General features: G+C 69.2%; 15 protein-coding genes. 10 read left to right on the forward strand and 5 right to left on the reverse strand.

Annotation, left to right across the window (positions count from 1 at the left end):
- Window positions 1–38: 38 nt before the first annotated feature.
- Window positions 39–1,190: an esterase-like activity of phytase family protein gene (locus AB0M65_RS04920; protein WP_364021519.1), complete on the reverse strand. Its 1,152-nt coding sequence runs from the start codon at window positions 1,188–1,190 to the stop codon at window positions 39–41.
- Between the two features lie 65 nt (window positions 1,191–1,255).
- Here AB0M65_RS04920 and AB0M65_RS04925 point away from each other — a divergent pair, with 65 nt between their 5' ends.
- A complete protein-coding gene (locus tag AB0M65_RS04925) occupies window positions 1,256–1,687 on the forward strand; it encodes an SdpI family protein (protein WP_364021522.1) in 432 nt (143 codons plus the stop codon).
- Window positions 1,688–1,696: 9 nt separating this feature from the next.
- On the opposite strand, the gene AB0M65_RS04930 is transcribed toward AB0M65_RS04925, so the two are convergent.
- Window positions 1,697–2,278 (reverse strand): YqgE/AlgH family protein, encoded by a 582-nt coding sequence (locus AB0M65_RS04930; protein ID WP_364021524.1) that lies wholly within the window; start codon window positions 2,276–2,278, stop codon window positions 1,697–1,699.
- A 400-nt stretch (window positions 2,279–2,678) separates the two neighbouring features.
- Between AB0M65_RS04930 and AB0M65_RS04935 the strand changes: the two genes are divergently transcribed.
- Genes AB0M65_RS04935 through AB0M65_RS04975 form a run of 9 tightly spaced genes read left to right on the forward strand, consistent with a single transcriptional unit; the run spans window position 2,679 to window position 20,572 of the window.
- The gene (locus tag AB0M65_RS04935) at window positions 2,679–3,302 is read left to right on the forward strand and encodes a YbaB/EbfC family nucleoid-associated protein (RefSeq protein WP_364021527.1); all 624 of its coding nucleotides are present in this window, start codon (window positions 2,679–2,681) and stop codon (window positions 3,300–3,302) included.
- A complete protein-coding gene (locus tag AB0M65_RS04940; protein ID WP_364021530.1) occupies window positions 3,302–3,631 on the forward strand; it encodes a WXG100 family type VII secretion target in 330 nt (109 codons plus the stop codon). Before AB0M65_RS04935 ends, AB0M65_RS04940 begins: the two co-directional genes overlap by 1 nt.
- Window positions 3,632–3,647: 16 nt before the next feature.
- Window positions 3,648–11,144 carry a toxin glutamine deamidase domain-containing protein gene (locus tag AB0M65_RS04945; protein ID WP_364021533.1) on the forward strand — a complete coding sequence of 2,499 codons (7,497 nt, stop codon included), beginning with the start codon at window positions 3,648–3,650 and terminating at the stop codon, window positions 11,142–11,144.
- The gene (locus AB0M65_RS04950; protein WP_364021536.1) at window positions 11,141–11,608 is read left to right on the forward strand and encodes a hypothetical protein; all 468 of its coding nucleotides are present in this window, start codon (window positions 11,141–11,143) and stop codon (window positions 11,606–11,608) included. The genes AB0M65_RS04945 and AB0M65_RS04950 overlap by 4 nt, the downstream gene beginning before the upstream one ends.
- 37 nt (window positions 11,609–11,645) lie before the next feature.
- Window positions 11,646–13,115, forward strand: coding sequence for a TNT domain-containing protein (locus tag AB0M65_RS04955; RefSeq protein WP_364021538.1), 1,470 nt, complete (start codon window positions 11,646–11,648; stop codon window positions 13,113–13,115).
- A complete protein-coding gene (locus AB0M65_RS04960; protein ID WP_364021541.1) occupies window positions 13,116–15,362 on the forward strand; it encodes an ADP-ribosylglycohydrolase family protein in 2,247 nt (748 codons plus the stop codon). It abuts the gene before it with no gap.
- Window positions 15,363–15,379: 17 nt separating this feature from the next.
- Window positions 15,380–17,452 (forward strand): YrhB domain-containing protein, encoded by a 2,073-nt coding sequence (locus AB0M65_RS04965; protein WP_364021544.1) that lies wholly within the window; start codon window positions 15,380–15,382, stop codon window positions 17,450–17,452.
- A gap of 4 nt (window positions 17,453–17,456) precedes the next feature.
- Complete coding sequence (locus AB0M65_RS04970; RefSeq protein ID WP_364021547.1) at window positions 17,457–18,605, forward strand: ADP-ribosylglycohydrolase family protein; 1,149 nt, start codon at window positions 17,457–17,459, stop codon at window positions 18,603–18,605.
- Window positions 18,606–18,646: 41 nt separating this feature from the next.
- Entirely contained in the window at window positions 18,647–20,572 is a 1,926-nt protein-coding gene (locus AB0M65_RS04975) for a TNT domain-containing protein (RefSeq protein WP_364021549.1), read from the forward strand.
- Between the two features lie 8 nt (window positions 20,573–20,580).
- On the opposite strand, the gene AB0M65_RS04980 is transcribed toward AB0M65_RS04975, so the two are convergent.
- The 3 genes from AB0M65_RS04980 to AB0M65_RS04990 all read right to left on the reverse strand — a co-directional run bounded on the left by AB0M65_RS04980 (window position 20,581) and on the right by AB0M65_RS04990 (window position 24,298).
- Window positions 20,581–21,432 (reverse strand): class I SAM-dependent methyltransferase, encoded by an 852-nt coding sequence (locus AB0M65_RS04980; protein ID WP_364021552.1) that lies wholly within the window; start codon window positions 21,430–21,432, stop codon window positions 20,581–20,583.
- Between the two features lie 16 nt (window positions 21,433–21,448).
- The gene (locus tag AB0M65_RS04985) at window positions 21,449–22,756 is read right to left on the reverse strand and encodes an ATP-binding protein (RefSeq protein ID WP_364021555.1); all 1,308 of its coding nucleotides are present in this window, start codon (window positions 22,754–22,756) and stop codon (window positions 21,449–21,451) included.
- A 120-nt stretch (window positions 22,757–22,876) separates the two neighbouring features.
- Entirely contained in the window at window positions 22,877–24,298 is a 1,422-nt protein-coding gene (locus tag AB0M65_RS04990; RefSeq protein ID WP_364021558.1) for a CCA tRNA nucleotidyltransferase, read from the reverse strand.
- Window positions 24,299–24,445: the final 147 nt, after the last annotated feature.

Below are 24,445 nucleotides of genomic sequence, written 5' to 3' on the forward strand. Positions count from 1 at the left end.
AGCCGAGCCATGTTCATGGGGCTAGTTTAACCCGCTGGTCAAAGCCGTTCCGAGGGGACCGCCAGTGCGATGAACTGGGTCACCTGCGTGGCGGAGAAGTTGTTGTCGCTGACGAGCACGAGACTGCGCTCGCCGTTCGGGAGACGCGGCCCCCATGTCATCCCCTCGACGTTGTCCACAGTGGACAACTTGAAGTCCGCGAGGTCGGCGAGCAGGCGCTTTTTGACCGGTTTGACGTCCTTCGCGGCCGACAGCGACGGTGTTTTCGCGATGTTCGTGGCGCCCTTGGTGTCGATTTCGTAGACGCGGATCTTGTTGCCGACGCCGGTGACGAACGCGCGTTCCATGACGAGATAGCGCGTCGGGTCGGCCTGGTCGACGGCCAGCAGCGACGAGACGCCGGTGGTCGCGAACGCGCCGGGTGGGTTCGGTGACGCGAAGACCCTCTCCTGCGGGTACGCGTACTGCGCGAGCACCGGCCCGAAGCGCGACTGCAGTGTGATGCGGGAAAGGGCGCCCGAGGTGGGAGTCGGCTCCGGGCCGTCCTGCAGCAGCGGTCCCTCGACCGAACTGGCGACAAGCGAGCCGAAACCGGCGAAGGTGAGGCCTTCGAGGACGAGGTTCTGCCGGGGCCCGGCGGTCTCGGTCATCTTCTCGTTGGCCGGGATCGGCAGGTCGCGGACGTAGGCGCCGTCGCGCTTCGCCTCGCGGATCGACGGGTCGATCAGCGCGGCGGCGGACCGCTCGCCCTCCTGCGACCAGAGGTAGTGCCCGGTCCACGGGTCGACGCGGAGTTCTTCGGGGTCGACGGTCCGCATGTTCTGCGGCCGCGAGGGGTCGTTCTTGGCGAGCGGCGGGTAGGTCGTGCCGTCGGGCCGCAGGAGCGGCTTGGTGCCGGTGAAGGTGACCGGGCCGAGTCCCTTCGCGTCCAGGGAGAACTTCGCCGTGTAGAACCGGGCCGGGTTGATGGCGGACCGGTCGTCGCAGATCAGCGCGTACTCGCCGGTGCGCGGATCGAAGTCGATGCTGGACAGGCCACCGACGATGGTGCCGTCGTAGGGCAGGAAGTTCGGGACGGTCTGTTCACCGATCAACCGCAACGGACGGTGCTCGGCTTGGGCGGCCGGAGCCGCCATCAGGGTGAGGGGAACGGCCCCGATCAGGGCGGCTGCGAGGACTCGGCGTGACATGGCCTGTAGCACAGTCGATCAGGGTATCCGGCAGGTTGCCGGAACATCACGCTTATCCTCGTGGAGTGTTCGTCATAGCGCTGGTCCCGATCGTGCTGGGTGTCCTCGTCGGCTGGGGAGGATTCCTCGGCCTGCGTGAGAAGCTGCCGCGTGAGCGTGGCGCCGGCGTGCGCACCGCCGCCACGATGCTCAGCGAAGACGCCTTCCGCCTCGGCAACAAGGTCGCCGGGCTCCCGACGCTGGCAGGCGGCGTGATCGCCGTGCTCGCTGGTGCCGCCGCGCTGGCCATGCCGACGACGTTCGGGCTCCTGCTGGCCTCGTTCGTCGGCGTGCTCGGGATGATCGCGCTGGTCGCGACCGGGGGAGTGCTCGGCAACCGCGCCGCCGCGACGGTGCCCGCGCCCGAGCCCGCCGCGCCGGAGGCACCGGCCGGATGCAGTGGCTGCGCCTGCGGGACCTGCGGTGTCTTCAAGAAGGCCGACACCGCCACCGCGTGACTCGCGTGCTCAGTTGCGTTGAAGGTCGCCAGGGTGGGTGGCCAGCAGCGCCAGCGGGATGCCCTGGCGGCGCAGCACTTGACCCCAGAGGTCGTGGTGCGGCGAGGCGAGGACGTCGCTGGGCAGCGCCGGGACGATGATCCAGTCGTCGCGTTCGATCTCGTTCGCCAGCTGCCCGGAATCCCAGCCCGCGTACCCGGCGAAAACCCGCACGCCACGGACCTTCGGGACCAGGGCCTCGGGATCGGTGTCGAGGTCGACCAGTGCGACCGGGCCGCGCACGGCGATCACACCGGGCACACTCGACGCCGTCTCGCCGGTCCGCAGGGCGGCAAGGCACAAGGCGGTCTTCTTCTCCACCGGCCCGCCGACGAACACCGACTGCGGTTCGGCGACGTGCCCGCCCCAGTTGGGCAGCACGTCGTACACCGGAACGTCACTCGGCCGGTTGAGTACGACACCGAGCGTTCCCTCGTCCCGGTGATCGATGACGAACACGACGGTCCGCCGGAAATGGGGATCGAACATCGTGGGGGCGGCGACCAGGAGCGTTCCCGGTTCTACCTCGGCGTCCGCTGGCACGTCAGCCATGATCCCACTTCGAGCGGAGACAAATCGTCCGGCCAGGGAACAAGAGCATCACGAGCACCGTTGGACACTCCAGGTCGGTGCGCTTTCCGTGTCCCCCGGGCTCACTGAAGAACCGCCTTTGTGGAATACCGTCCGGCTGGAGCCACACTGCGCATAGCCGCCGAGAGGCGACCCTAAAGCGCACCGGCCGCCTTCTCGCGTGACAACCAGCCCACCAGCGCCCACCAGGGCGTTCGTCCGCGATCGCGACTTCCGCCGTCTGCTGTTCACCCGGTTCTCCGCGTACTGGGACGGTCCGAAAACGGCGAAGAGGCGATGCGGCTCCTCCCATGGCATTAGGGTGACGCTTACCGACACCGGGTGGCGTATGCCCGGGGATCAAGAACCTCCGGGGGCTCAGGTGACTACGGCCGGCGACGACAGCGCACGCCTCGAAGCGCGCAATGCCGCCATGAAGGACCAGGTCGACACGCTGCTCGAACAGTTCGAGCGGCAGACGGCCCAACTCCGGGAGGCGCAGGACGCCGCGTCGCAGCTGGCCGCGACGGTGGTCTCGCAGGACGGCCTCGTCCGCGCCACCATCGACGCCACCGGCACGCTGAGCAAGCTGGAGATCCAGCCGAACACCTTCGAGCGGACCACTCCCGCACAGCTGGCCAACACCGTGCTTGCCCTGGTCCGCCAGGGATCGTTGCAGGTCAAGCAGCAGGTCGCCGATCTGATGGCTCCGATCACGGAAGGGCTGCCGGATCTTTCGGACCTCATCGATGGCGCGCCGTCACTGCAAGGGCTGATGCCGTCGATCCCGGACTTCCTCGCCGAAGAGGAAGAGCAGGCCGAGCCGGGCAAGTCCGACGAAGACTTCGAAGACCCGTTGCTGCGTAACGACGCGGCCCCGCCGCCTCCGCCGGTGCCGCCTGCCCCACCCGCGCCGCCGCCGACGCCGAAACCGATCCCGAAACGCGTGCGTCAGGACGACAATGAGGAAGAGCCTCCTTCGAGCTGGCTGACCAGGGGCGTCTGATGACGAGCGGGGGTGGCGGTGGCGGATTCACCGCGGATCCGGACGGGGTCCTCACGGCCGCGGCCAAACTGGGAGTCGCCGCGGACCAGCTCGACGACGCGGGCAAAGAACTGATGGCCGCGCTCAACTCACTCGGCCAGTGCTGGGGGAGCGACGACGCCGGCAAGGAGTTCGCGAAGGACTACGAGCCGGGCGCGCAGGGCTCGTCAGAAGGGTTCGCGAACATCGTCGAGGCGCTGCGGGGGATGCAGCACAACGTCGAACGGTCGATGACCGCGTTCAAGAACGCCGAAGAAGAGATCAAGACGACGCTGGACAAGAAGGGCTAACGCCGTGGGTATGGAAATGCCCGACGCGGTCAAGTGGCTCTTGCCGATCGTCGTCGGCGAAAGCTGGCCAGAAGGCGATGAGGACAAGCTTCGCGAACTACGCGACGCCTGGCACAACGCGTCGAAAGCCGTGCAGCCGATCGCCGACACCGCGACCAAGGGCGCCACCGAGATCCTCGGCGGCTGGACCGGCGAAGGCGCGGAGAAGTTCGCTGAGGCATGGAAGAAGTTCGTCGAAGGCGACGAGGCGTACTTCAAGTCCCTCTCCGATTCTTCGAAGGCTCTCGGCGACTCGTGCAACGCGACCGCGCTGGACGTCGAGTACACCAAGTACATGATCATCATTTCGCTGGTGATCCTGGCGGCGCAGATCGTCGCGATGATCGCCGCGGCCGCGGTGACCTTCGGTGGCTCGACGGCCGGTATCGCGCCGGCGCAGATCGCCACCCGCATGACCGTCCAGATGATGTTCCGGCAGCTGATGCAGAAGCTCGCGCAGGAAGGCTTCAAGAAGGTCGCGAAGGAACTCCTCGAGAAGCTTCTCAAGGAGGGCCTGAAGAAGATCGGCAAAGAGGTCCTGCAGAACACGGCGATGAACCTCGCCATGGACGCGGGTATCCAGGGCCTGCAGATGGCCAAGGGCGACCGCGACAGCTGGGATTTCAGCAAGACCAAGGATTCCGCGATCAGCGGCGCCGTCGACGGGGTCGTCGGCGCGGGCAGCGGCAGCATCGGCAAGGGCGCCACCAAGGGACTTTCCGACAGCGTCGGCGGCCAGATCGTCGACAGCGCCGCACGCGGTGCCGTACGGGGCGCGGCCGAAGGCGTCGCGAGCACGGTCGGGCAGGCCGCCGTCACCGGTGACCTGGACAAGCTTTCCGCCAAGGACGTCCTGATGGGCGCGTCCGGCGGCGCTGTCGGCGGTGGCGTCGACGGGGCGAAGAGCCAGATCGGCGACATCCGGACCGCGAACACGCCTGGTCCCTCGGGGGCGGGGGACGGTCCTCCGACACCTGATGTCGATGATGGGGACTCGGGTTCTTCTTCGAATTCTTCTTCGCGCTCTTCGTCTTCGGACTCTTCGCGTTCGGACTCGTCTTCGGACACCTCGTCACGGTCCACTTCGGACAGTGACTCGTCTTCTGATCGCAATTCGTCCTCTAGTGGCGATTCTTCGCCGCCTCGCGATTCGTCCTCTAGTGGCGGTTCTTCCGAGTCGCGGACGGCGAGTTCCGAGGGAGCACCGCAGCGCGCGACGGACGGGGATCGGGTCAGCCAGTCGTCGACGGAGGCTCCGCAGCGTCCGGCGGACGCTCCCTCGAACGTCGGTGACGGTCAGCGCGCGGCTTCCCCGGTGCAGACCCACAACGCGGCCGCGGACAACGGCGCCGGTTCGGGTCAGCAGCAGGCCGCGGCGGCGAATCAGCAGCAGGCACCAGCGGCGGCGACGCCAGCAGCACCGGCGCCAGCGCCAGCGCCAGCAGCAGCACCGGCGTCAGCAGGACAGGCACCGGCTTCGAGCCCGGCACAGACATCGGCTTCGGGTCCCGCGCCCGGCCATTCGCAGGGACCGACGTCGAGTCCCGCGCAATCCAGTGGGATGCCGCCCGCCGCCTCATCCGGTGCGCCCGCTTCCTCCGGTGCGCCCTCGTCGACTGGCGCGCCTGTTTCCACCGGCACTCCTTCCTCGACAGGTGGGCCCGCTTCGACCGGTGCGCCTTCCTCCTCCGGTGGCGCTCCCGCCTCGACGGGTGCGCCGTCGAGTTCGGGCGGGTCGTCCTCCGGTGGGTACGGCATGGCGTCTAACTCGGGTCCGAGCACGTCCGCCTCGACGGGTGGCTATGGCATGGCGCCCGGCGGGAACCCGTCCGGCAACGGCCCCGCACCCGGTGGTTTCCCGCCGGGTGGCGGACAGCCGAACCGGCCGCACGACGGTGTCCAGGCAGCCGGTCTCGCCGGTAACGGCGGGCCGCAGCAACCGCGTTTCGACCAGCAGCAGCCCTTCCAGGGCCAGCCAATGCAGCCGCCGCCTCCGCCGCCCGGTGGTTTCGCGCCTCCGCCGCCGCCTCAGGGTGGCGGGCAAGGACCCCTGCCCGCACGCGGACCGCAGGGGCCGCCACAGGGACCTCCACTTCAAGGGCCGCGTCCACTCGGATCGCAGCCGCCGCCCCAGCATCCGGGCAACGGCGGGCATCCGCAGGATCGTCGGATGGGCGGGCCGCCGGAGCGACCCCAGCAACGTCCTCAGCAGCCACCGCCCCAGGGCCCGCCCGGCCGGCGGCCGCCGCAACCACACCAGCCGCCCCAGGGTTACCAAGGCAGGCCGCCTCAGGGACCTCCCGGCCGGCACGGCGGTGTCCCGCCGCGTCCGCAGACGCCTCCGCCAGGGCAGCATCCTGGCCAAAACCGTGGTCCGGCCGGCTACCCGCCGCCTCCGCCGCGGCCCCAGCAGCCGGGTAACGGCCAGTTCCCGGGCAACCGCGGTCCCGTGCCGCCGCCTCCGCCAGTGCATCCCGGACAGCCGTCGCGGCATCCGGGGCAGCAGCCCGGCCGTCCGATGCCGCCCGGTGGCGAGCCGCCGCGTTTCGGTGGCCAGCAGCCGCAACGTCCGCCGCAGGTCCCGGCACCGCGCCCTGGCCAGGACGGGCACCCCGGCCCGCAGGAGCGCACGCCACAGGACCGGACGCCGCAGCAGCAGACCCCGGTCCAGCCCATGCGGGACCACACGCCGCAGCAGGCACCCCAGGACCACGCCGCGAACCTGCCCAAGGACACGGATCTCCCCAAGGACACCGGCGCACCCAGGGACACCGAGGCACCCAAGGATTTCGAGGCACCTCACGACACCGAGGCACCCAAGGACGTCACGCCCGAGAACAAGCCCGCCGACGACACCGGCTCGCCGTCCGACGAGCGGTACCTGACGGATCCGGACTTCCGCACGGACGACCCCGCGGCCTACCGCGCACTCGCCGAAACGCAGATCGACAAACGTGGTTTCGACGCCGAGACCGGGGAAGCGCGGAGCGAGCAGGTCCGCCGCGAAGGTCTCGCGAAACGCGACGCGCACGAAGACCAGCGTGTGCGGGACATGTCGGATCAGGGCGCGTACGCGGTACACAGCTACACGCGTACCGACATGGCCGAGGCGATCACTCACGCCCAGCGCCACGGTGGTCCGGAGCTGGACGCGCTCCGGCCGCATATCGAGGCGATCACCTCCGGCCTCAACGAAATGCCCGCCTACGAGGGTGTTGTGTCGCGGCGGGTGGACTTCCACGGCAACGAGAGCGCCATCCGGGGCTTCCTCGAAGCGCACGCCAAGGGCCGGCTCCTGTGCGATCCGCAGATGCTGAGCACGTCGCGGGTCACCCCCGACCATCCGCGCAGCACCTTCCCCGGCGAAGTCGAGATGCGCATCCAGTCGAAGACCGGACGGCATATCGAGGACCTCGCCTCCAGGAAGGACGAGCGCGAGGTGCTGATGAAGTCGGCGACGCAGCTGCGCGTCACCGACGTCAAAATGGGTCCCGGGCATCCCGATCACCCCGGCTACAAGTCGCGGCTGGACGACGGCTCGATCAACGATCTCCCGAAGTGGATCGTCGAATGCGAGGAGGTCGTCCCCGGCGACGACGGCCACCTCAGCCCGGACGAGGTCGACCAGAAGGTCGCGGAGCGGCGCGAGCACAACAACGCCGAGAAGGACCGGCTGGCCCAGGAAGAGGCCGATCGCGACGCCCAGCTGCGCCGCGATCGGCCGGAGCTGTTCCAGAACAACTTCGCGGGCTTCGAGACCAAACTGGCCGACGGCAACGGCAACTTCGTCGATGTTCCCGCCGACGCCCCGGTCCGCGAGATCGTCAAGCCGAAGGAACACGCTCCCGACGGCGGCTGGTCGGAACTGGCGAAGCCGCTCGAAGACGGCGGGACGCCGGTCATCCACGCCGGTTCCACCGATACGCCGCACCAGCAGGTCCGCCTGGTCATGGACGAGCTGCCCGCGATCGGCGAAGCCAACACCCGCAACTACTACGCACCCGAATCGTGGAAGGACGGCTACCAGACGAACTCCGCCGAGGCGCTGGTCGCGTTCGAGAACCGGATGAACGGGGGCGACGCCGTCGCCGGGCCGTCGACCGGTGGTTCACCGTTGCAGCACGTCGGCGACCGGCTCGGCGGGCAGTGGTCGGAGCAGAACGGCTTCGGCGATATCGCCCGTGACCTGGGTGAACGTCCGGTCGGCGCGCGGACGGCGGTGGCGTTCGAGCACCACGCGGCCGGCGACCCGAACGCGCCGGAGGGTTCGCCGCGGTCCAAGGACCGGATCGAGACGCGGATCGTCGCCGCGGTCAACACACCGCACGGCGTGGTCTTCGCCGACCCGATGACCGGGCGGCTCGCGACGCTGCCCGACAATCCGACGTCGATCAAGGCGATGCCGATGGGTGGCGGAGACGCTCCGCACGCCCACACGCCGGAAGCGCCCTCCCACACGTCCGAAACGCCTGCGGATTCCCACGCGCCCGAGCAACCCAAGTCGGCTGCCGAACGACTGCTCGGCGACGACGAGCCGCCACCGGATCGGGCCGACGACCAGCAGGCGCCCAGTACCGAACCCGACATCGGCGAGCGGCTCAAGGGCACCGAAGAGGCGCCTGCGCGGATCGACGAGAGCTACGTCAACGACACCGATTTCCGCGGTTCGCCCGAAGACCACAAGAGCCTTCGTGACCGCTTCGGCAACGACGAACTCGCCGACCAGGCCCGCGCGAAGGCACTACAGCGGCTCGAAGCGAGCCCGCTCAAGGACCGCGTCTCGCCCGAAAGCGCCGAGGCGATCTACTCGTACTCGCGCGAGCACGCCTTCCCGATCAACGAGGCGAACCGCGGGGGCGAGTCCCACCCCGACTTCGAGAACGCCCAGCGCAGCACCCGGGCGATCGTCGGCGCACTGCATGAACTGCCGGACTTCCACGGCGAGGCCATCCGCGGTATCGACACCAAGGGCGACCTGCGGGCCGCCGGGATCATGGCGGCGCATTACGAGCCGGGCCAGACCGTCCCCGAACCGACGATGACCAGCTCCACCATCAAGACGTCGCCCGACACGAAGTCGAAGTTCGGCCAAGACGTCGAGATCCACCTCGTCACGAAGACGGCGAAGGACGTTTCGTCGCTCGCCGAGAACCCGGGCGAGAACGAGGCGATCAGCAAGCCGGCGACGCAGCTTTACGTGCACAGCAAGGAGTTCAAGACTCCGCCGCTGGTCGACCGGCCGAAGTGGGTCATCGTCGCCGAAGAGGTCACTCCCGGCGACCCGCGTTACCTCGACGCCGACACCGCCAAGCAGAAGATGGACGAACGGCGGGCCCGGCACACCGCGGAGGCACCCGAACTCGCGCGTCTCGCGCAGGAACGGTCGATGGCGCGCCTCGGCGGCTTCGACGAACCCCAGACCCCGCCGATCACCACGGAGAACCCGGCAGGCCACGGCGTCGCGGGCTCCGACCAGGGTCCCGAGTACGGCGAGCAGCCGTCCCATGACCACGGCGACCAGACGCCGGAGCTGCCGACGTCCGAGCGGGACTTCTCGGCCATGGCGGTCGCGACGAACCCGCCGGCCGAACCCGCCATCCACGCCGGTTCGGCGAGCCCGGAACAGCAGGCCGCGTACATCCGCGACCGGCATCCGCGGCTCGGCGAGGTCAACCCGCATTTCAACGACCCGGACGCGCTGGAGAACGGCTACCGGTCCAACTGCACCCGCACGCCGGGCGCCTACATGGACCGGCTGAACGGCATCGACTCCACGGCCGACCCGCTGCTCATGCACGAGATGGACAGCCGGGGCACGCTGGAGCATGTCGAAGAGCGGTTCGGCGGCCAGTTCTCCGATCGCGCCGACTACGACACCGTCATCCGTGAGATGCGGGACATGCCGACCGACCACCACGCGGTCGTCGCGGTGAAGTACCTCGACGAGAACGGCGTCGAGCGTGGCCACGTCGCCATGGTGGTGAACACCCGGGACGGCGTCGCGTTCATCGACCCGCAGTCGGGTGCGCTGATGAACCTGCCGCATCCGCCGCTGAGCATGCGGTTGATGCACGTCGGTGTCCCGGAAGCGCCGTCAGCACACACCGGTCAGCATTCCGGCGAGCATGCCGACGCCCACACCACGCAGACCGACACCGCTTCGACGCGGCCCGTCGACCCGCGGATCGCCTTCGCCCGGCCGGACCAGCCTGTCGACCCACGCATCGCTTACGCGCGGGAAGACACGCCGGACGTGCAGCCGTCGCGGATCGGGCCGGACGGCCGTCCGATCGTGACCCCGGCACACGACGGTGGCTACGGCATGGCGCGTGACGGCGATCAGCCAGGCCAGCCAGACCAGCCGGACCAGCCAGATCTGCCCCGGAAGCCCGAGAACGTCGACCCGGCGGTCCGCGCCGAGGTCGAGCGGTTCCTGAACGATCCCGAGGTCGCCGCGCACGTCGACGGGCTGGATCCCGACCAGAAGCGGGCCGTCTACGAGGACCACGACGGGGTCAAGCACGACGTCGGGCCGATGCGGGACTTCATCCGCGATCACCTGCCGGGGCATCCGGAACTCGTCCGGCTGATGGAGAACCCGGACAACGCGTACCTGCGGGCTTCGCTGCTGAACAACCCGATGACCCTCGGCAGCCTGCTGCTGCATCCGGAAGCCATCCCGATCCTCGAAGACGCCTTGCGTGACGTCGAGGAGCGCGGCTTCCAGATCATCGACGACGTCCACCAGGAGGGACCCGGCGACACCCCGCTGACGCGGGAACAGCGGGACGCCGGGGAAGCCGCGGCGCAGATCGCGGCCAACTCGGATCCGGACCACCGCGTCCACGCCGGCTTCCCTCCCGAGCACATCGGCGACCCGGCGAGGATCGACGAGTTCCTCGCCGCCGAGCGGGAGGCCTGGCCTCAGAATCAAGGCGATCTCAACTTGATCGCCGAACGCATCGCGAGTGAGAACGACGGGCACGCCGATGGCCGTCCGGGTGTCAAGGACGACGATCGCGCCCGTGCGAAGATCGACAAGTACGACGGCGACGCTTCCCTGCTGACGGACCTCGTGGGGGCGAAGATCCAGTTCGACACCCTCGCCGACGTCTACAACGCGTTGAACGCGGTGATGGCCGATCCGGATCTCGAAATCGTCAGTTTCACCGACCGGTTCGCGAATCCGCAGGACAGCGGTTACCGCGATCTGCAGATGAACGTCCGGCTGCCGAACGGGCACGTCGCCGAGCTGCGGCTGCACCTGCGTCATATCGACACCGTCTCGGCCTACGAACACGCCTTGTACGAGGTCCGCCGCGACTTCCCGACGTACAACCGGACGGTGGACGAGAACAGCAAGAAGACGTTGACCCCGGAACAGGCCATGCTGGACGCCGCACTGATGGACAGGGTCCGGGAGAAGTTCATGGACGGTCTTCGCCGAGGCCTGCCGCCTGAGGAGAGCACGTGATCCAAACCCCGTCCTTCTACACGTACTTCGGGAAGACCTACCGCGTCGAATCAACGTCCGACGGCGGTCTCACCGGGTACCTCCTCAACGTGCGCTCCGGCGAGTTCGACGAAAGGCCGGAATTCGTCCGCGAGGTCATGTGGGCGATGGCGAGTTCGGATATCAGCAAGGTGCCCGAGCAGAAGTTCGTGCAGGAGACCGAATTCGCCCGTGCGCGTTACCTCAAGGGCAGTGGCCCGATCTTCGCGCTCTACGAGACCATCGACGGCCTGTACGACCAGGCCAGGCGAGAAGACCGCCGGGTACAGCCGCAGGAACTGGCCTTGATCCAGGCACTTCGCGAGCGCACCTTCAAGATGTGGGAGGACGAGCTGGCCCGCCGCGCCGCCGGGGAGCCGCCGTCGTTCCGGGCGGAGCCGCGCTTCCCCGGACACCAGCCGCCGGAGGAAGGGGACTCCCAGTGATGCCCTCCCGACGGCCGAACCGGGCCGGATGATTCACGTGGAACAACTGACTTCCGAACAACAACGCGGGCTGCTGGTCGAGATCGGCAAGCTCATCCGGACGGGTGTCACCGACCCCGCCCACGCCGCCGTCGCCGATTTCCGGCGGGCCGGGGAGCACACCGAACTCGAAGGCCACAACCTCGAACCCGCACCCGGGCTGATCGCCCTCTTCGGCACCCTGCGCACCGGGATGTACAGCACCGGCCGCGGCACCTGGTTGCAGTCGCGGTTCACGCTCAAACCCGATGGCACCTTCGACTTCGACTTCACCCTCGACGACGAACCGGCGTGGAAAGTGGCACCGAAGACTTCGGCGTACCCGGACGAGCTGGCCGCTTTCCCACGCGACGACGAGCACATCCCGGACTGGTGGCGGCTACGTGCGCAGCTGCCGTTGCGTGTCGAGTTCCGGCACGCCCGGATCGTCGACGCCTACACCGAGGGCGAGCCCCCGGTGGTGGACCGGCCGGAGCTCGACGAATCCGAAGCACCGCTGGTCGCGCAGTACCTGGAGCGTGAACCGGCGATCCTCTCGGGCAGCGGCCTCGGGAAGGACATCTTCGATCCCGAAGCCGACGGCGACGTCCCGGAGAGCTACCACACCGACGGCAGCTGGATCTGGCACGCGTCCGTCCCGCATTACCTGCGGAAGTACGGGATCCCGCCGGAGACGGCGCTGGTCGAGCACATCCGGGGCCAGCGGTTCCAGCCGCCGTACGTCGAGCACCTCGTCCGGCGGACCGCCGAGGCGGATCTGCTGGGCAAGCCGCGGCCGAAGCCGGGCCGGTCCGACGTCAAGAAGACCGAAGGCGACATCGCCGCGGAGCTGGAGACGTCGCCGAACCCCGGTCTTGCCGACGAAGACCTCCTGGTCGTTCTGGTCAGCAGGCTCGGGGAGCACGCCGTCTGGCCGGAGGCGTACCGCATCGGCGACCGCGCCGACGGCGCCTGGTGCCTCAACTTCACCGAGAAGGGCTGGGAAGTCGCGGCTTACGCCGTCGGTTCCCCCGTGTCGCCGAAGTACTTCGAAAAGCTTGAAGACGCGGCTCACCAGCTTCTCGGTGCTGTCCTGCTGCATCCCGCGAGGATGACGGCCGGGCACGAAACCCCGTTGGAGACGGCGAAAGAACTCGCCGACTGGCCGGTCAAGGCGGCCGCGGGTGAGCCTCCCCTCACCTTGCTTCGCAACAAGCGTGTCAGCCGGATGGTCGCCGGTACGGTCGTACTGCGGTTCGGCGAAGAGAGCGGCAATCTGGTTCACCACGGAGGGGTACGGTTCGCCACGACATCCCTGCCGCTGGAACGGGAGCGTGTCGGTGGGACCTACCGGCTGCGACGCCCGCTCCACGTGATCACCGGTGTCACCGTCCCGTGGGCGAACATGCCCGGTGGTGCGGTGGCCTACGTGCTCCCGAAGACCATCGCCGAGCACGTGTCCGACGGCAGCCTGGAGAGGATCGAGTAGGTGGAATCGGCGGAAGCGGTAGCCAAGGTCGAAGAGTGGCTGCGCGCGGTCCACGGTCCGGACGTGTCCGAACCGGGCGGCGCCGGCCTGCGCGTGAACCACGAAAAGGTCCTGCGCGTCCCCGAAGGCTGGTCTGTCCCCTACAACACCATCGCCTTCCTCGACGAGGGTCACGCCGAGAAGGAGATCTTCCCGCCGCCGTCGGTGGTCGTCCGCGAACCGGACGGCGAGCTGCGTCAGGCGCATCCGCAGCCCGGCGGGCTCAGCGTCCCGGTCGCGTTCCCCGGCCAGGAGGCGTGGCGCGAGGTCGTCGACCCCGAATACGGCAAGGCCGGACTCGGTGACCTCGGCGTGCCGCTCCCGGTCGTCGCGGGCTGGGTCAAGGTCAATCCGGACGGCGTGCCGACCGGGGACGAACGCGAGAACCCCGAGTACAAGGCCGGTCCGGTCCGCCGTGGTTATCCGAAGCCGGAGAACAGACTCGAAACACTGCTGTCGTTCGCCAGCGTCGGCTGGCTGACCAGGGAACAGCTGCTCATCGGGCTCCTGCGCTGCGAGGTCTACGTCCCGCTCGACCTGGCGTCCGGCAAAACGGAGCGGTTTTATTTCAACGAGGACCGCGCCGAGCTGCGCGTGTTCAGCTCGACCAGGAACCTCCCTTCCCGCGAACACGGGTACTGGAAGGTCGACATCGCCACGCTGGCAAGCTACGAAAGCCCGCCGAATCTGGTGATCAACGGCGGACCGGCGACGTTCGAGGACGTCAGCGGCGCCGAACTCGCCGAGACCGCGCTGAAGTTCCCGCGCCGGGAAGCGCACGTCGACGTCAACGAACGCTGCCCCGAAGCGGATCCCGAGCTGGAGACCCTCTCCGCCGACACCGCCGCGAAGATGGGCCTTCCCGAACCGGTGAAGCCGCCACTGAACGCGGCCGAGCGGGCCCGACGCCGAGGCTTCGAACTCACCGCCGAGGAATGCCAGAAGACCGTGCTCGGCCAGTCGTGGCTGGCGCGGCTCAGACTGCCGGAGCCGCCACGCGGCCATCCGAACGACCTGCGGGCCAACGGTCTCGCACCCGGTTACGACGACGAGGGACAGATCCAGCCACGTCTGGACACCTTCGGCAAGTACTTCGAGCGTGACCGCTCCAGCTCGCGCTACGGCTGGCAGCGCGTCACGGGCGCGTACGTGGGCTTCGCGCTCGGCGAGGCTCTCGGCGCCGCGGTCGACCGGATGCGGCTCGACGAAATCCACAGCACTTACGGCCCGGAAGGGGTCACCGACCTGCCGGTCGCGTTCGACCTGCCCGGCCGGATCGGGCCGCTCACCCAGCGGCTGCTGTTCTACACCGAGGCCGTGATCCGCAGCCCGCACCGCGAGCAGCCGGAGAACCGCGACGCCGAACGGGCACTCGGGACCGTCGCCCGCAACGCGCTGATGCGCTGGTTGCACACCCAGGGCGCCCCGCTGGACAACGCGGACGGCTGGCTGGTGAAGGTGCCGGAGCTGCGGGTCCGGCGTACTCCCGACGACGCGGAACTGAACGCCTACCACGCGCTGGCGACCATCTCCCCGACGGCGATGCCGCTGAGCGGACCGGAAGCGCTGGTCGCGGCCCTGCCGTCGGCCATGACCGCGGCCGGCCCCGGCAGCGCGATGAGTGGCGGTGTCCGGCAGGCGGTCCGCGACCTGGTCTCGGTCACCCACCCCGGCGAGGTCGACGTCGAGGCGGCGACCTACCTGACCTGGCTGTTCGAACCAGCGCTGACCTCGGAGGCGTTCAGCTACCCGGTCTGGAACACCTCCCGCGAGATCTTCAACGAGCAGAACCCGCACCAGCGCGGGCCGGTCTGGGCGGATCTCAAGACGATGGTCGCGGAATCGGTGCCGTTCTTCGGCAAGCACGGGCTGCCCGATCTGCGTGTCCCGGAGCTGATCGGCGACGGCAAGGGCACGCTTTCGGTGCTGGGCCGCGCTTTCGCGGCGCTGTCCGGCTTCGAGAACTACCCGGAGCAAGCACTGCTGCGGGCGGTCAACCACTCGGGCCGCAGTGCCGTGACCGGCGCGATCGCCGGTGCGCTGCTCGGTGCCCGCACCGGCATTCCCGGCCTGCCGCAGAAATGGGTCGAACAGCTGGAACTGCGTTATCTGGTGGAGAACATCGCCACGGACGCGTTCTGGCATTTCGACCGGCATTCGGCACTGCAGGAGGTCGACGGCTGGGACCGGCGGTATCCCCGCTGGTGAATCAGGAATTGGGGACGATGAACGAAGAGGAAGCCGTCAGCCGCGTCGAAGAATGGCTGGCGGGTCAGGGCGCGGAGGGGACGGGCGCGCTGCGGGTCCGTCGCGAGTACGTCGTGCGCGCGACCGGCGGCTGGAACGTCACGTACAACACCGTCGGCTGGCTCGACGGGACCGATCCCGGCACGGGCCTGTTCCCCAGCCCGGTCGCGTTCGTCCCGGACGACGGCGGCGAGATCCGGCTCGACCTGGAGCTGATGGCGGTTTCGGCGGCGGGTGGCGACGCGGACGACGACACGTTCACCCGCTGGACCGAGGTCGTCGACCCCGAGTTCGACCCGGCCGTGGCACCCGGCCTGCCGGTACCGAAGTCGGCGATCGTGCGCTGGGAGCAGCACACGCTGTACGGCGAGCCGACCGGCGCGATCCGCGTGAACCCGGACCACCGGCCAGGACCGTTGTTCGCTGGGCGCCCTAAGCCGCAAAGCGACGTCGAGAAGCTTCTCGGCTACCTCCGCGTCGAGTGGATCACTCCGGAGGAGTTCGTCCACTGGATGCTCGACCTGGACGTGCTGGCCCCGGCGAAGGACGGCCACCTCCAAGTCCGTGACCTCGGTGACGCGGGTGCGAGATTCGTCGTCTACACCTCCGAGCATCAGATCCTGCCGGAGTACGACACCTGGGAACGGACCCAGCCGCGAGTACTGCTGAAGCGCGCGAAGGGCGCTGCCGGCGTCGGCCTGCTGGTGAACCCGGGCCGCCAGGAGACCTTCCACGTCTATCCGGAGACGTTGAGCCGGGTCGCCGACCTCGATCTCCCGGTGGCGGCCGAGCGCACGCCGTCCGTCGAACATCCGGCGTACCTCGGTGAGGACTACACGAAGGCGTACGAGGCACTTCGCGAGGAACTGGGCCAGGACCTCGGCGCGGCCACTTCGAATCTGCGGAGTCTCGCCGACCAGGCCAGGGACAACGGCCTCCCGCTGAGCACCGGCGAACTCGTCCGGTACGTGCGCGGTGCGACGCTGTCGTTCAAGCGGTCCAGGGCGAAGTACGACGGCCGCCCGCTGCCGGAGCTGCCCGCGGATCTGTTCGCGAACGGCATGGTGACGCACTTCTACGACAACGGCGAGCCCCGGCCGAGTGCCTGGACGTTCGGGAAGTTCTACAACCCGACGATCCCCGTCGGCAGCTTCGCGTACCCACGGCTTCTCGGCGCCTACGTCGGCTTCGCGCTCGGGGACGCGCTCGGCTCGGGCGCGGTTCCGGCGGACGGCCTGCCGCTCGGCGGGCTGACCCGGCAGCTGCTGTTCCACACCGAATCGGTGATCCGCGGCCTGGACGCGACCCCGGACAAACCCGAGATCCCGGCGTCACTGCCCGCGGGCGGACGTCCGGACGGCTGGGTCGCGAAGGCCACCGAAGGCGCGGGCCCCGCCCCAGCCGAGTTCTCGACGATGCTGGTGACCGCGCTGGCCGCGACGGTGACCGGTGGTGTGGAAGGCCCCGCCGACAGCGCGTTCTACGCGATGAAGGTGGTCCGTGAGCTGGTCGGTTCCGCCGCCGGGCACGAGGTCGTCCACGGCGCCGAACTGCTGGTGAACTTGTTCCGCGCCCAGCTCGCGGCCCGCGACGGCGTACCCGCGGTGGCGAACTTCCTCGAAGGCTTCGACGAGTACAGCGGCGAGGTCGGCGACCTGGTCAAGACGGTGCTCGACCTCAGGAACGACATCGACGGCGGTAGTGCCGCCGACGTCGGGCAATTCGACAGCATCGGGGACGGCCGGACGCCGCTTTCGGTGCTGGGCAAGGCGTTGTTCGCCGCCGCCAAACGGGGTCACGACCCCGAAGCGGCCTTGGCGCTGGCCGCCCGCGGTGGTGCGGTGACCGGTGCGCTGACCGGGGCGATGGTCGGCGCCAGGCTCACCGTGCCCGGCCTGCCGGAGCACTGGCTCGCCGCGTTTTCCGACCTCGGCGTCGTCGACGGCATGGCGGGCGACGCCTATTACTACTTCAACCGTTTCGGCCTGCCCCGCGAACCCGAACAGCGGCGGCGCTGGGACGCGGACCGGTACCCGCGAGGAGATCAGTAGAGAAATGCGCGAGTGGCTTCAGGATCCGGCGACCTTTTCGCGGCTGCGCGGCAGCCTCTACGCCGGCGCGATCGGTGACGCGCTCGGCGCGAAGACCGAGTTCGACTCGATCGACCGCATCCGCGAGATCGCCGGACCCGCCGGGATCACCGGCTTCATCCCGGCGTACGGCGGGATCGGGCGGATCACGGACGACACCCAGATGACCCTGTTCACGCTGGAAGGCCTGGTCAGAGCCCATGCGGGCGCCCGGGGGGAGCAAGGGACCTTTGCTACCGGCCGGGGGGAGCAAGGGACCTTTGCTAACGTTTTGCCGGTAGAGCAGTCGCTCCAAATGGCCTACCAGCGCTGGCTGCACACCCAGGGCGTCTCGTGGGAACGGGCCCGCGGCCCGGAGAACACGAGCCTGGAACCGGACGGCTGGCTGATCACGAACCGTGAGCTGTTCAGCCGTCGCGCACCCGGTCTCACCTGCTTCAGCGAGCTGGAGGCGTACGGCAAGACCGGGGTGCGCGCCGGTATCGACAAGCCGGTCAACAACTCGAAGGGTTGCGGCGGGGTCATGCGTGCGGCGCCGGTCGCGCTGTGGTCGGACGACCTCGCGGAGGTGTTCCGGCTCGGCGCGGAGAGCGCGGCGCTGACGCACGGTCACCCGAGTGGGTACCTCTCGTCGGGGACGTTCGCGGTGATCGTGCACGAACTGCTGCGCGGGAAACCACTGCTCGCCACCATCGGGACCGCCCGTGCCGAACTGGAGAAGTACCCGGGGCACGAGGAGCAGAGCGTCGCCTTGGATCAGGCGCTCGCGCTGGCCGGGCAGGGGGCTCCGACACCGGAGAAGCTCGAAACACTCGGGCAGGGAAACGTCGGCGAAACCGCGCTTTCGATGTCGGTCTACGTCGCACTGGCCACCACTGATCCGAATTCCGCACTGCTCGCGTCGGTGAACCACAGTGGCGACAGCGATTCGACGGGATCGATCTGTGGCAACCTCGTCGGCGCTATGTACGGCGAAGAAGAGCTACAGACGGACTGGCTGTCGAAACTGGAGTTGTCCGAGGTGATCGGACAGCTGGCCGATGACGCCCTCGCGGAGTTCGGCGGAACCGCGCCAGGTGACGACCGGTGGTACGTCCGGTACCCGGCCTACTAGATTTACCTCCGGTTTGGGGAACTTGGGGAGGGGAACTGATCGTGCGTTACCGGGTTCAAGCGGCAGAGCGGCCAGATGGCCTATACGCCGTGTGGGGGGACACCGTCTTCGCGGCCCAGCGGTCGACCGAGGACGGCACGCTGCTGCTCATCGCACCGCCGGGGGAAGCGGTGCCGGAGGGCTTCGACCGCGAGTGGAACGGTCGTGCCGCCCGCGTGGTGCTGAACGGCGAGGTCGGCGCGACCTTCAGTCTGCAGACGCACGGCCGCTTCGACGACGAGCACTTCCAGATCGCGCCGCAGACCGGCGGCGAGCTGACCTTGCGCTGGGCGGGCGAGGACGCGGCCCGCGCGGCCGAGCTGGGGCTGACGGATTTCTCGACCACGGCCGCGGCGTCGCAGCTGACGGCGTTATGGCAGACCAGGCACGATTTCGTCGAGACACCGGACGCCCGGCCGCAGATCGGCACGGGTGACCAGTCGGCGCTGCTGCGCGCCATCGGCCGGACGCTGCTGCCAGTGCTGCCGCCGGGCTGGCAGCGGGTCGGCGCGCAGTTCCGGCAGGTCGGCGACTATGCCGAACTCGAAGTCCGCTCGGTCGGCGACGAGGGCAACGGCCCGGTGTCGGTGTCGATCGCGGCCCCGCCGGTGCTCGGATCGCTGTTCGCGCGGCTGCGCGCGGCGATGTACAACCCCGAGACCGGCGCCTGGTTCCAGGGCACCTTCACACTGGACTCCGAATCGCATTTCGACTTCGACTTCGACGCCGAGCAGGAACCCACCTGGCGGCTGACGCCGAACGAAGGCGGGAAGCCGTCTCCGCGCGCGTACACCACCGAGCTGGCGATCTTCCCGCGTGACGCGAAGCAGGTCCCGACCTGGCTCTCGGCGAAGGCGGGCCTGCCACTGGACGTCGTCTTCCGGCACGCGAAGGTCGCCGACGCGCACAACGAGGGCGAGCGCCCGGTCGTCAACCGGCCGCCGGTGCCGCCGGACCAGATCCGCGGGGTCCTGGATTACCTCTTCCGCTCGCCGGTGGCGGTGTCCCGGCCGGGTCCGCAGCCCGACATCTTCACCCCGAACGGCCCGCCGGACGTCCCGAACGCCTTCCATACCGACGGTGTCTGGATCTGGCCCGCCGCCGTCCCGCATTACCTGCGGAAGTACGGCGTGCCGCCGGAGCCGGAGCTGGTCGAGCACATCCGGGCCGCCGGGTTCCGGCCGCCACTGGTCGGCGAGCTGGTGCGGGCGACCGCCGAAGCGGAACTCGTCGGCAAGCCGCGGCCGTCACAAACCGACGCGGACCTGCCGGACGACGGGATCCGCACCCGCGTGGAGCGCGACGGCGAGCCGGGTCGCGACATCCGCGCCGGTGAGGTGCTGGACGTGCTGGCACAGCGGCTCGCCGAGCACGGGGTCGCCCCGGCGGCGTACCGCATCGGCGCGCACGCGGTGCCGGAGCCGGGGATCTGGACGCTGCGCCGCGCCGAGAACGGCTGGGAGGTCTCACGGCCGCCGTCGGACGAGCCGGTGGCGTTCGCCAAACTCGAAGAAGCGGCCCGGTTCTTCCTCGGCACCCTGCTGCTTTACCCGGCACGGGCCGCGGTGGGCGCGAACGAGGAGGCCGACAACCCGGCCGACTGGCCGATCCTGCCGCTGCGGGGCGAGCCGCCGCTGAACTTCTTTCGCCGCAAGCGGATCGTCGTACTCCCAGCCGGCACCACCATCCAGCGGTTCGGGAACGAGACCGGCAACCTCGTGCACGCCGAGTCGGCCCGGTTCATCGAGACCTCGCTGGCGGCGGACCGCGAACGGGATCGCCGCCTCTACCGCGTCCAGCGTCCGTTGCGCGTGGTCACCGGGATCACCGCGCCGTGGAACGGGACACCGGGCGGAGCCGTGGCCTACGTGCTGCCCCGGCCGATCGCCCAGCATCTCGAAACCGGCGCGCTCTCGCGAGTCCAGTAGCGCGTCGGTCAGGACGCGGTGATGAGCACGGCGGGGGACCACCAGTAGTCGGCCAGCGGCTCGATCCGGATACCGGTGAAGCCCGCTTCCTTGAGCTGCGAGGCCCAATCGGTGGCGGGCTGCTCCCAGTTCGTCCGGTCCGCCCCGGGTTTGACCAGGCCGAGCAGGATCGGCAGCAGGAAGCCCTGCGCCACCAGCGACGCGTCCCTGCCGTACTCCGAGATCCCGCGTTCGTAGCGGGTGACCAGCGAAAGCAGGTACTCGGCGGAGTCTTCGTCGTACTCGGGCACGTCGAACTCGGCGAGTACGAGGCAGGCGGTGCGTGGCCGGAGCGCACGCAGGACCTCGGTGCGTTCCGCGGTCGGGATCGACTGGAGCGCGAAGGTCGACTGCGTCAGCTGCCACTGCCGGTCGCCGTCGCGGGCGAGGAACTCCTGCGCGGTTTCGTCCCAGGTGTGCAGGCCGTGGGTGCCGTCGAGGTGCTTGCGGGTTTCCGCGAGCAGCGCACTCGACGGCTCGACGAGGTCGATCCGGCCGGGATGCCGGTCGGCCTGTTCGAGTGCGGGGACGACGGCGAGCCCGTCGCCGCAGCCGAGGTCGAGCAGCGAGCCGACGCTTCCGTAGCGCCGGGCGAGCATCACGCTGAGCTTCCGGTAAAGGTTGACGTTCCCGCCGCCGCGGATGAACGCCGTGAACGCGGCAGGCTGGTCGTAGACCGGTCCACCGCCGCCCTCGGTCAGGTAGCGCCGCAATTCGTTCCCGAGCGTGGATCCGGCACGCCCGGCGAGGTCCGCCGCCTTGGCCGGGTCACCGTCGCGGTACGCGGTGAGCGATTCGGCCAGGACTTCCGTTTTCGTCATGTTCTCCTGTTTACCGTCAGAAAGGCACCCAAAGGGTGACTCTGGTGCCATTGCCTGGAGCCGACTCCACCCTGGCGGTCCCGCCGACCTCGCGGAGCCGGGCGGTGATGGACTCACTGATGCCGAAACCGGCGGGGCGGGAGTCGAGGCTGAACCCGGCGCCGTGATCGCGGGTGATCACCGTGACGCCGCCTTCCTGTTCCTCGACCCGCACGACGACCTTGTCCGTCCCGGCATGTTTGAGCGTGTTGCGCAGTGACTCGCGGACGGCGTCGCGGATGGCGATCTGCCGGACCTCCGAAAGCGTGTCGTCGTCGAGTTCGGCGATCACGAGCTGGGCACGCAGGCCGTCCCTCGCCATCTCCGCCGCCAGCGACGCGAGCTTCTCACCCAACGGCCGCGACCCGGCCTCCGACCGCTCCGAAGTCTCGTACTCGATGGTCTGCCGCAGTTCCATCGACTGCGCCCGCGCCAGCCGCTGGACCTCGGCGAGCCGGGTCGCGGGGTCCCCCTTGTTGGCGAGCGCGATCGCTTCGAGGGTCTGCAGCACGGAGTCGTGCAGGATCCGGTGCTGGCGGGCGCGTTCGGCGATCCGGCCGTTGCGGATGCCGTAGGCGAGGGCGAGCCGGGTGCCGAGCCCGATCAGGACGAGCGCGCCGCTGGCGGTGAAGAGCACACCGAGGATCGACGGGAAGGTGGCCATGGCGTCGCCGGGCGCGGCCTTGCCGGTGCCGAGCAGGGACGCCACCATCCGGACCGGGAAACTGGCGAGCGCCAGCCCCACCGCGGCGGGCATCCCCAGCGCCAGTGCCAGCAGCGCGACCTCGCCGAGCAGGTGTTTGCCGGGCACCGCCATCGCTTCGGTGTACACCGAGGCCGGCACGAGCGCGCCGACGGCCGGCGGCGCGAGCAGGGTGAACACCAGGTCGAGGGCCAGCAGCCGGGCGGCGTGCTGCGGCCGGAACGGCGCCGAGCGCAGCATCCACCGGATCCCGTACAGCGACAGCGCGACCGACCCCAGTGCCACCAGCCCGACCGGGCCGATCCCGATCATGCCGTGGGTGGAGACGTAGACACCGAAAGCGCCGGGTACCGCGAAGAGCCGGTAGACCAAGGGGACGAGCACGACATAACGGGCGGCTCGCAACAGGAGGTTGTCGCGATAGGTGGTGTCGACCGGCCCAGACATCTGCTGGATCCGCCGCAACGCCCGGATCGGCGTCGGATCGCCGATTTCGTCGGACAGCTCGCTCGTCGCCGTGGCCAGCGCGGGCGCGCCACGACGCAGCAACGTCGCCAGAAAACTGGGTGGCCGCTTCGCCATGGAATCTCCCCCTGCCCGGAGCACCGGCGCGAGTATGTCGGCTAACGGCACAACGAGCCAGGGTCCAACGGGGTTATCTCAACCGATGACGGGGGAAATCCGTGACGAAACGGGTGAACGTCAGCCGCCGATGCCGTTCTCGGCCGCCCACTTCTTCAGTTCGGCGACGGCGTCGTCGTGCTCCAGCGGACCGCGGTCGAGCCGGAGTTCCTTCAGGAACTTCCACGCCTTGCCGACGTCCGGCCCCGGCCTGAGGTCGAGGATCCGCATGATCTCTTCGCCGTTGAGGTCCGGCCGGACGCGGTCGAGGTCTTCCTGCGCCTGGATCGTCGTGATCCGCTTTTCGAGGTCGTCGTAGGTCGCCTGCAGTGCGGCCGCCTTGCGCCGGTTGCGGGTGGTGCAGTCGGCGCGGACCAGCTTGTGCAGCCGGGGCAGCAGGTCGCCGGCGTCGGTGACGTAGCGCCGCACCGCCGAATCGGTCCACTCACCCTTGCCGTACCCGTGGAACCGCAGGTGGAGGAACACGAGCTGGCTGACGTCCTGGACGATCTCCTTCGAGAACTTCAGCGCGCGCAAACGCTTGCGCACCATTTTGGCGCCGACGACCTCGTGGTGGTGGAAGCTCACGCCGCCGCCGGGCTGGAACTCGCGTGTCGCGGGCTTGCCGATGTCGTGCAGCAACGCCGCCAGCCGCAGGATCAGATCCGGCTCCGACGTCGGCTCGTGCGTCTTCTCCAGGTCGATCGCCTGCTCGAGCACGGTCAGCGAGTGCTGGTAGACGTCCTTGTGCTGGTGGTGCTCGTCGATGGCGAGCCGCATTCCGGGTACTTCCGGCAGCACGCGGTCGGCGAGCCCGGTGCCGGCCAGCAGCTCGATCCCCGGCCGAGGGTCGTCGGCCAGCAGCAGCTTCGACAGCTCGGCCTGGACGCGTTCGGCGGTGATCCGGTCGATCTCCTCGGCCATCGACGTCATCGCGTCGACCACCCGCGGCGCCGCGGTGAACCCGAGCTGAGCGGAGAACCGCGCGGCACGCAGCATGCGCAGCGGGTCATCGGCGAAGGACTCCTGCGGGGTCGCGGGTGTGTCGAGCACCCGGTCCCGCAGTGCCCGCAGCCCGTCGTGCGGGTCGACGAACGCCTTGTTCCCCAGGTCGATCGCCATCGCGTTGACGGTGAAGTCGCGGCGGAGCAGGTCGACCTCGATGCTGTCGCCGAAGGTGACCTCGGGGTTGCGGCCGACACGGTCGTAGCTGTCGGCGCGGAATGTGGTGATCTCCAGGGTCATGCCCTGTTTGGTCACGCCGACCGTGCCGAACGCGATGCCGACGTCCCACACCGCGTCACCCCAGACGCTCACGATCTTGAGCACCTGGTCCGGCCGCGCGTCGGTGGTGAAGTCGAGATCGTTCGACGGCCTGCCGAGCATCATGTCGCGGACGCTCCCGCCGACCAGGTACAGGCTGTAACCGGCCTTCGCGAAGAGCTTCGCGAGCTCGTCCGCGAGCGGCGAAATGCGCATCAGCTCCGTCACAGCGTTCTGCATCGCAGCGCTCTTCCCCGCAATCGCCTGCCCGGCGACCACCTTGTTCACGACAATCCCACCACGATTTGGCTGTACTTACCGAGACACTTACTACGACCCGGCCCAACACGGGCACGGAGAGCCAGCGTACCCGTACCGCCGTTTGCT

The sequence above is a fragment of the Amycolatopsis sp. NPDC051071 genome, from assembly GCF_040682875.1.
Lineage (GTDB): Bacteria > Actinomycetota > Actinomycetes > Mycobacteriales > Pseudonocardiaceae > Amycolatopsis.

Excerpts from the sequence above, each read along its gene's own strand:
- AB0M65_RS04920 (WP_364021519.1), bottom strand. The coding sequence starts at position 1,190 with ATGTCACGCCGAGTCCTCGCAGCCGCCCTGATCGGGGCCGTTCCCCTC.
- AB0M65_RS04930 (WP_364021524.1), bottom strand. The coding sequence starts at position 2,278 with ATGGCTGACGTGCCAGCGGACGCCGAGGTAGAACCGGGAACGCTCCTG.
- AB0M65_RS04940 (WP_364021530.1), top strand. The coding sequence starts at position 3,302 with ATGACGAGCGGGGGTGGCGGTGGCGGATTCACCGCGGATCCGGACGGG.
- AB0M65_RS04945 (WP_364021533.1), top strand. The coding sequence starts at position 3,648 with ATGCCCGACGCGGTCAAGTGGCTCTTGCCGATCGTCGTCGGCGAAAGC.
- AB0M65_RS04965 (WP_364021544.1), top strand. The coding sequence starts at position 15,380 with ATGAACGAAGAGGAAGCCGTCAGCCGCGTCGAAGAATGGCTGGCGGGT.
- AB0M65_RS04970 (WP_364021547.1), top strand. The coding sequence starts at position 17,457 with ATGCGCGAGTGGCTTCAGGATCCGGCGACCTTTTCGCGGCTGCGCGGC.
- AB0M65_RS04980 (WP_364021552.1), bottom strand. The coding sequence starts at position 21,432 with ATGACGAAAACGGAAGTCCTGGCCGAATCGCTCACCGCGTACCGCGAC.
- AB0M65_RS04985 (WP_364021555.1), bottom strand. The coding sequence starts at position 22,756 with ATGGCGAAGCGGCCACCCAGTTTTCTGGCGACGTTGCTGCGTCGTGGC.
- AB0M65_RS04990 (WP_364021558.1), bottom strand. The coding sequence starts at position 24,298 with ATGCAGAACGCTGTGACGGAGCTGATGCGCATTTCGCCGCTCGCGGAC.